Here is a 7,006-nt window from a genome sequence, read left to right as displayed (position 1 = left end):
GGTCAGATAGTCTGGCATCCATCTGGAGCCGTCGCGGGTAACGAACGGGCTGGTCATCGTGTTCTCCCAGGCTGCGAGTTCTCTCCTTGCCGTCCAACTCAAAAAAAACGTCGAACGTTTTCTCCGCGACGGTCTTTATCTTGCGCCAGCCGACCGGGAGGCCCTCGGCAAGGTCGTGCAAGTCCATCTTCGCGGTTCCCGCGCGCGATTGGAGCTTGCGGACTTTCTTTTGCAGTTTCTCAAGGTCCGACATTCCTTCCTCCGAATCGGTTGCACGGCGCGACCTCCAGCCGAACCGTTTCGGCCAGGCTCGATTGCTTCGTGCGACAACAGCCTCGATCTTCAGCGCGCCACAAACAGCGGCAATAGCGGCTTCTCAGCTATCCATCTGGTCACACCGCCGAAGATCCGCTCATGCAACCGGCGGTGGCCATAAGTGCCCATGACGACCATGTCGGCGGACGTGTCAATCGCGTGCTGCATGAGGACTGTGGGCAGCGACTGGACGGGGCTGGGCAGCCGGTCGATAGCCACCCGGATACCGTGCCGGGCGAAGTAGCCCGCGATGTCGGTTCCCCGCCCGGGGCGGTTTCCGTCCCCGGTTGCCTGCGGATCGAGCAATATGACACGAACATCCTCTGCATCGGATAGCAGAGGCAGCGCGTCCCCAACGACACGCGAGGTCTCGACTCGCGAATCCCAGCCGACGAGCATGCGCCGCGGCCTAAGAGAAGCCTTGGCGCCACGCGGCACCACAAGCACCGGCTTTCCCGATTCGAACAGGCTACCGTCAATAGCAAGAGGCCCGAGATCGTCGTCATCGAGAAGCGAGGGTCCGATGACTGTCAGGTCCGCAAGGAGGGCCCGCCGCCGCACCAGGTCACCGACATTGGCCTTGTCGCAATAGTCGGTGTCCACGTCACAGCGAGCCCACATGGTTTCCAGCAGCGAATGGATTTCCCTGGACCGTTTTTCCAGTCTGACGATATTCTGTGAAAGGGTGTCGATTTCGCGAATTCGTCTTTCCAGTCTGACCACGTCTGGTGTGTGCTCAGGCCAGACGCCCGCGCCGTTCGGCCGACGCTTGGAAAATTTGATGACCAGTACGGACAGACATGCGCCAACCTCGGCACACAGGTCGGCGGCGGTTCTGACGTCCTGATCGGAGTGTTCAACTTCCGTGACACACAATACGGTTCTAAAAGCCATTTGAGTGTTTCTTTCCGAGTATTCTTGTACTTGTACACGTATTCGAAGCTGCACCATTTACTTCCAGCAGTAGAGTGGACGAAGGCACCGCATTCGCTTCATTGTCTGCCGCCCTGCTCATCGAGAGCGTAGCCGGCCAGTTCGTGGCCCGTTTGGGCTGGTCAAGACCTGCGGTGCCCTTGAATTCCCTCCCAGGGTCCGGCGCGCCGGCGGCTCCCGAGGTTCTTCTGCACTCCTCAAGGTTCTGGAAATGATCTGTTTCCTCGAATGCGTTGGTCACGCCCGGGCCGCTTCGGGATAGATTTCGATGGCAAAGATCGCATCGTCGACCAGTTTCGTACCGGCCTCAGCAAGCTTTCGGAATGTCTCGAAGCCGAACCGGTGGACGTCGCGAAGCGTCTTCGACAGAACCACCAATCGCCCGGCCGTGAGAAGCACGCGCCCAAAGCCCTCATGGCTAATTTTCATCATGGGCGATGCCATCAGGCCGGCGCGCTCCTCGATCGCAAGCCCGACCGCGGCGTAGTAAATATCGAGTCTCAACAGCACGTCCGGATCAGGATCGCCGATGATTGGGATTTCACGACGCTTTTCCTTGGTGATAATGAAGTCGGCCAGAAGCTCTGGGTCCGGTTTGCCTTCCCATGAACCGTAAGAGTCCTGCGCGCGAACCAGCCGCACGAGGCACTTGACGAAAGGCGTGGCAAGCGCCGCCTCGTCCTCTTTGACAGCAGGGAGGACCGCCGCATCAGCCATTGCGCATTCTCCTCGTTTCAATCTTCGTCGTCCTCGAAGGACGGTTTCTTTCGGGGAACGCCGGCGTCCGCTAACACCTTGCGCAGCCAGGGCGGAGGAGCCTTCCTGAGCATCTCCTGGGTGCGCAACAGGACGCCAGCGATGGGTTCAGGGCGCTGCACTTTGATCGGAAGGATTTTTGCTGCAACGAGCCTGGCTGCGGAAGGCCCGCCGATCGCCAAACAAAACAGAAGATGGCAGCCTTTCAATGCCGACACTTTCGGGGCGATGCGGTCATCGCCCTCGGTTCGATGCGTTCCGCTTTCGTCAGAAACGTCATCGAACATCACTGCTTCCACGAAATTCCATTCGGCAGACGTTACGTCGTAGACGGCAAAGCGCTTGGCCGATCCGAAATGGGCGTTGAGGTCCTTTAAGTCTTGCGTGGCGATCGCCACGCGTAATGCGCCGGCTTGCCTTTCCGGCGGCAATGCGTGGACCTCGTCAGTAACGAGCGAGAGGCGACGAAGCGAGGTCATTTGGCATTTCTCGGTTGCGGAACGGATCAAGGGTCTCAGGGCTCGGCGCATGCTGGTTGGCCTGGAAGATGTTGGCGACCTCGAAGATGAGGTCGCGCGTCCCCTGGTAGAGGATTGTGGACTTGTGCTGGCTGCCGAGGCGATCGAAGATGGGGAAGCCGACGCGCATGAGCGGAATGCCAAGGCGCTCTGCCGCCTGGCGTCCGTGGGAATGGGTCACAAGAAGGTCAGTGCCGGCGGCAAGGGTTTCCAGATCTCCAAGATCGCCGACCTGCACCGATTGCGCTGGAATTTTCTCGAGAATCTTTGACCTATCGGTCGTGGTCACTGCGACCGCGATTTCGGTGCCCATACCGATGAAAAAGGTCGTCAACTGGTAGAGCTGGTCTGGTTCGGCAGCGATCGCAATTTTTTTGCCGCCGAAATGGAAATGTCCGTCGAGCAAGGCATCCTGCAATTGAGCCCGACGACGGCGTATCTTGGCCGGCACCGCCGCGCCCGAAATCGACGAAAGAAGCGAGACAAGCCGATCGACGGCCTTCAATCCGGTTAGGGAGTGAAACAGCATGTAAGGCACTCCCGTCAGCCGCCGCAGCGCGTCTGCCGAGCAGCGCATATGCTCGCCAATGGCAATGCAGTGCGCCGCCGTGCCAAGCTCGCGAATGTCCTCGACGCTGGTGCCGCCACAGGTGGTGGGAATCCAGCGGTCCGGCACCGTACCATCGAGCGAGCCGGAGACATCCGGCAGGATCACCGGCTCGAGGCCGAAGCTTTCCACCATCTCGCGCAAGTGCTCGATGTCGGCCACGTTGACGTTCCAGCCGGGCAGGATGGCGAGCTTCTTGGACTTCCGCACCTGCTCGCCAGGCCGTGTCATGCCTTCGATCATCGCGGTAGCGGCCTTGGCCCAGCCCTCTTCGATCGCGCCGTCGAAATCCGGCGTGTTGGTCAGTATGATCTGCGTACCCGTGAGCTCTTGCGCACGCTCGAGCTTGATGCTGGCAATGTGGCCTGCGAAATCTTCGCCACGGGTTTCAGTCAGCGCCGTGGTGCAGACCCCAATCAGCTTTGCATTGGTGCGGGTCTTGAGGTTGAGGATCGCCTCTTCGAGATGCTCGGCGCCGCCGAGGATTGTCGCCAATTCATCCATCGCCGTTGTTTGCAGGGGCACCGCTTCCTTGAAATGCCGCACGAAGAGCACCAAAGCGAAGCTGGTGCAGCCTTGACTGCCGTGGAACAGCGGAACTGCACCATCGACTCCGAGAAAGGCGAACGCGGCACCCAGCGGCTGTGACGACTTCAGCGGATTGACCGCGGCCGATTTGGTCTGGGCAAGAATGCTGGCCATCGGTTTCCTCAACCCTGGCCGACGGCCTTGGCCGTGGTGTCAGCGAATTTCTGAGCAGCGCGGCCCGTCGAACTGGCGCTGGTTGTGCTTGTCGGGTGATCCTCCACGGCAGGATGGCTATCCCACGGCGCCGGCTCGCGCACCTGGGACCAGATCGGGTTGTGAATGGCGAGGTCGATCTGGCGCATGAGCTCAACCATGCCGTCGTAGGCGGCATAGGGGTGGTGACGCTCCTGGTTGATGTCGAGCCAGGGTGTCCTTGCCTTCAGCGCGACGAATTGCGTGCGCCCGCCCGACAGCATGATGTCGGCCTTGCGCTGTGAGAGCAGGGCGTAAAGCTCGCGCGGTGCCATGGACTCGAAGATCTGGTTCTCTTCCTTTAGCGTCTGTCTGATGCGCTCCTGGTCTTCAACGGTCGATTTCTTGACCGACGTTCCGACGATCTCGATGCCGAGCTCCATCAGAGCATCGACGAGCGACCAGGACTTGACACCGCCGGTATTGAGCAGCACGCGCTTGCCTTCAAGCCTTGGGCGGTAGGCGGCGAGCTTCTTCCAAGCAAGCGCCTCCTCCTGTGCAATCAGCGCCTCGGTGCGGTCGACAAGTTCCGGGTCGGCCCCCTTCCTGACGAGCAGATCAGCGATGTTGCGAAGTGCATGCGAGGTGGCGGTGATGCCGTAAAAGGAACCCTCGAAGAACGGGATGTCCCAGCGCTCCTCCATCTTGCGGGCGAGACTGATGAGAGCGGTCGAGCACACTATCATCGCTGCCCGGGCGCGGTGTGCGCAGGCGATATCGAGATAGCGTGAGTCGCCCGGTATGCAGGCGCGCACGCGGATGCCGAGTCGATCAAGGAGTGGCTTTACCTGCCAGAACTCCCCGGAGAGATTGAACTCGCCGAGGACGTTGATATCGCAAGGGCCGGCATCATCGGGTTCTGCGGTGCCGATGACGTGGTCGAGCAACGCCTCGCCGGCGAGTTTGTTGCCGAGATTTTTAGAGCCGACGAAGCCCGGCGCATTGATCGGCACCACGGGCAAGCCGAACTTTGCCGCCGCATGCTTGCAGACGGCATCGATGTCATCGCCGATCAGCGCGGTCACGCAGGTGGAGTAGACGAAGATCGCCGCCGGCGCATAAGCTTGGCTGATCTCGCGAATGGCCTTGAAAAGCTTGCGATCGCCCTGCCCCATCACGACGTCGAGTTCGGTGAGATCGGTCGTGAAGCTTGTGCGCCACAAGGCCGACCCGGATGACGTCGCGCCCCGGTTGTCCCAGGAGTTGCCCTCGCAGGCGAGCGGCGCATGGATCAGATGCGCCACGTCAGTGATGGGCTGCAACGCAATCTTGGCACCGTCGAAGGCGCAGCCTCCGGCTGCAGCTCCGGGCGTCAGCGGCTTGGAGCAACCCACTTTGCGCGTTTTGGCATCCTTGCCCTGGTTCTTTTCGCAAGCGGGCTCGCTGAAGACGTCCCGCAGTTTGGCATTGGGCAAGAACATTGCGCCGGTCTCCTGAAGTCCGTCCGGACGGTGGCTGGTCGCTGCTTTAGCGGGTCAAATCGAAGGAATAGTCCGTCACGCCCGTCTCAATCGTCTCTCGGTCGAGCTTGTCGAAGATCTTGTCGAGGATCGTCGTCAGCACGCGCAGTCCACCCTGATAGCCTATGAGCGGGAAACGGTGGTGATGATGACGGTCGAAGATCGGGAACATCAGTCGGATCAATGGCGTGCCCGTGTCGCGCTCCAGATACTTGCCGTAAGAATTGCCGATCAGCAGGTCCACCGGCTCTGTAAAGAGCAGAGAGCGCATCGCCCATAGGTCCTTGCCCGCCCAGACCTGGGCCTCCTTGCCAAAGGAGGAGGTCGCGAGCAGCCTCTTCATCTCAGCTTCCCAGGCACTGGTGCCATTGGTAGCCAAGCAGTGGGTCGGCTCGCCGCCTGTCTCCATGACGAAGCGGGCCATAGCGTGAACGAAGTCCGGGTCACCATAGATGGCGTATTTCTTCCCGTGCAGCCACGACTGGCTGTCGGCCATCGCATCCACCAGGCGTCCACGTTCGAGGCGGATCGCCTCCGGGATTTCTTTGCCGGATATTTCCGACACCCTCATCAGAAGCTCGTCGGTGGCTTCGACCCCGATGGGATAGTGGAAGGAGGCCGTTGTCTGCCCGACCTCCTGGCAATATTCCAGCGTCTTGCGGGTGTTGTAGTGTTGCAGCGACAGCGTTGCCTCGGCGTTGAGTGCCGCTTTCACGTCCTCGATCTTGGTGCCGCCGTCATACATGCGAAATTCGCCATCCGACGGGGTGTCATACTGATCCGAAGCATCCTGGATAAAGGTGTAGGATACACCCATCAGATCCAGCAGACGCTTAAGCTCGCGATTGTTGCCGACGCAGAAGCCGTCGAAACCGGGGATGATGTTTACGCTGTTGGCGACTGCGGAGCGTTGCTTCCCCTTCCAGAAATTTTCCAATACACCCTTGACCATGACATCATAGCCGTCGACATGGCTGCCGACGAAGGCTGGGGTGTGTGCGTAAGGCACTTCGAAGTCCTGCGGGACTGAGCCTTCCTGCCTGGCATTTTCGATGAACGAATGTAGATCGTCACCGATCACCTCTGCCATGCAGGTGGTGGAGACCGCGATCATCTTCGGCTCGTAGAGCTTGTAGGTGTTGGCGAGTCCGTCGATCATGTTCTTCAGGCCGCCAAACACCGCTGCGTCTTCGGTCATGGAGGACGAGACCGCCGACGCCGGCTCCTTGAAGTGGCGTGACAGGTGCGAACGGTAGTAAGCCACGCATCCCTGGCTGCCGTGGACGAACGACATAGTGCGTTCGAAGCCCGCAGCGGCAAACACGGCGCCAAGTGGCTGGCAGGCCTTGGCCGGATTAACGACGAGCGCCTCGCGAGCGAGGTTCTTGTCGCGATATTCCCAGGTTTTGGTGAATTCGCGTTGGTCCGTAACGATGTAATCCGGATGCGGACATTCGAAATTCAGCTTCTTTCCCGCCAGCATCTGCCTGTATTCCTTCTCACGGAACAGAGGTGCATGATCGAGAACTTTTTCGGCCGACTGCGGCATGGGTTACCTCTTTTGATCTGGCGGCGCCATCGGGCGGCACAGGGACGTCAAGATGTTCGGGTCTCCCGCGGATCAAGGGCCGCAGGCG

The 7,006-nt window shown here is 60.2% G+C and carries 7 protein-coding genes; all 7 read right to left on the bottom strand.

The window, feature by feature from the left end; all coding sequences use genetic code 11:
• Positions 1–253, bottom strand: a 253-nt coding sequence (locus ACWGTO_RS28120) for a CCE_0567 family metalloprotein (protein WP_454578050.1), incomplete at its 3' end; no start/stop codon positions are given.
• An 89-nt stretch (positions 254–342) separates the two neighbouring features.
• On the bottom strand, positions 343–1,209 hold the full coding sequence (locus tag ACWGTO_RS28115; protein WP_454578049.1) for a universal stress protein: 867 nt from the start codon (positions 1,207–1,209) through the stop codon (positions 343–345).
• Positions 1,210–1,485: 276 nt separating this feature from the next.
• Positions 1,486–1,965 carry a NifX-associated nitrogen fixation protein gene (locus ACWGTO_RS28110; RefSeq protein ID WP_454578048.1) on the bottom strand — a complete coding sequence of 160 codons (480 nt, stop codon included), beginning with the start codon at positions 1,963–1,965 and terminating at the stop codon, positions 1,486–1,488.
• A gap of 17 nt (positions 1,966–1,982) precedes the next feature.
• Positions 1,983–2,483 carry a nitrogen fixation protein NifX gene (gene nifX, locus ACWGTO_RS28105; RefSeq protein ID WP_454578047.1) on the bottom strand — a complete coding sequence of 167 codons (501 nt, stop codon included), beginning with the start codon at positions 2,481–2,483 and terminating at the stop codon, positions 1,983–1,985.
• On the bottom strand, positions 2,449–3,831 hold the full coding sequence (nifN, locus tag ACWGTO_RS28100) for a nitrogenase iron-molybdenum cofactor biosynthesis protein NifN (protein ID WP_454578046.1): 1,383 nt from the start codon (positions 3,829–3,831) through the stop codon (positions 2,449–2,451). Before nifN ends, nifX begins: the two co-directional genes overlap by 35 nt.
• Positions 3,832–3,839: 8 nt before the next feature.
• Entirely contained in the window at positions 3,840–5,330 is a 1,491-nt protein-coding gene (gene nifE / locus ACWGTO_RS28095; protein ID WP_454578045.1) for a nitrogenase iron-molybdenum cofactor biosynthesis protein NifE, read from the bottom strand.
• A 46-nt stretch (positions 5,331–5,376) separates the two neighbouring features.
• Entirely contained in the window at positions 5,377–6,918 is a 1,542-nt protein-coding gene (gene nifK / locus ACWGTO_RS28090; RefSeq protein WP_454578044.1) for a nitrogenase molybdenum-iron protein subunit beta, read from the bottom strand.
• Between the last annotated feature and the right edge of the window lie 88 nt (positions 6,919–7,006).

It is taken from the genome of Mesorhizobium sp. PL10, assembly GCF_053714315.1.
Note: the sequence above shows the minus strand (reverse complement) of the source record. Positions and strands in the feature narration are given on the sequence as shown.